A 241-nucleotide genomic window follows, 5' to 3' on the forward strand; every position below is an offset into this window, starting at 1 on the left:
AATGCCATCCCCGACTCGGTAAAATCCATGAGCTTTATCTGCGTTTTGATATTGTGCAACACTTCTTTTCCTGTGCTGTGTCTTTCCTGATGATAGCTGTCCAGAAGATGAGGCGCCGCTTTTCCCTTCATTTGCGCCGCCACCTTCCAGCCGAGATTGACGGCATCCTGAAGCCCCGTATTCAGGCCTTGGCCGCCTGCGGGAAAATGAATGTGCGCCGCATCCCCGGCCACAAAAATCC

The 241-nt window shown here is 53.1% G+C and carries 1 protein-coding gene; it reads right to left on the reverse strand.

The window, feature by feature from the left end; all coding sequences use genetic code 11:
• Positions 1-241: FAD-dependent monooxygenase (locus SB660_RS23415; protein WP_410584965.1), on the reverse strand; the 241-nt coding region annotated here is incomplete at both ends.

Origin of the sequence: Bacillus sp. SIMBA_005, from assembly GCF_046535585.1 — a bacterium.
In the GTDB taxonomy this organism is placed as follows: Bacteria; Bacillota; Bacilli; order Bacillales; family Bacillaceae; genus Bacillus; species Bacillus pumilus.